The organism is Clostridium estertheticum (genome assembly GCF_018861295.1).
GTDB lineage: Bacteria > Bacillota > Clostridia > Clostridiales > Clostridiaceae > Clostridium_AD > Clostridium_AD estertheticum_D.
The window spans coordinates 1-778 of the sequence record NZ_JAHLDM010000095.1 but is presented as its reverse complement, the minus strand read 5'-3'; the positions used below and the strand labels follow the sequence as shown (position 1 = coordinate 778).

Genomic DNA, 778 nt, shown 5'->3' with positions numbered 1-778 from the left:
CAATTTCCTTTAGATTGTCAAAAAGCATTTGAACTAGGTGCAAGTTTAATAAAATAGTATATTAACTAAAGTGAACAACTCCTTTGAAATATTCTGATTAAATTGAATATTTCAGTGGAGTTTTATGTTTAGTTAAAGCAGGTATTCGTACTATCTATAAGACGCAGTTTTCTACTGAGACGACATAAATTATTTATTTAATTATACATTTTACCGGATAAAATAAATTGTTTCTGTTCTTCTAAATTCATAAGATAACCTCCAAAGTTAATGGTATATTTTTTTAGTCATAGGAGTTGTAAATACCTTCTTCTCTTTTTCTTTTAGCATTATCACTTATGAAAGAACCATCAACAACATTTTTATAACCTTTCTTTGTAACTATACCCTTGATGTAGTCTAAGTGAGGACACCTATCGTAGTGATAATTGTCAGTTACCATGCAAGATGATAAGTGAACTACAACTTCATCTTTGCTAATATTATTTTTTTTATATAACTTCTTAGAGAAATGTTCTAATTTTGAAGCAACTCCCTTTCCACAACATCCCCCACAAGTAAAAGAAATATATCTTGTAGCATCATCATAATCTTTAAAAACTCCATCCTTATTGTAAAAATCATTTGTGCAGGCAAATCCACTGCATCTTCTTTGTGCAATATCGCATTGAATGATAACAATATACTTAATATTCATACTTACCCCCTGTATTAGTTCATTTTATATTCTATAAAAGAAGTATAAATGATTACGCTACGTAAGGTACAAGTATTTTAC

General features: G+C 28.7%; 1 protein-coding gene. It reads right to left on the bottom strand.

The features are described from left to right. Positions 1-283 precede the first annotated feature (283 nt). Complete coding sequence (locus tag KPL54_RS25820; protein ID WP_216109327.1) at positions 284-697, bottom strand: CGGC domain-containing protein; 414 nt, start codon at positions 695-697, stop codon at positions 284-286. Between the last annotated feature and the right edge of the window lie 81 nt (positions 698-778).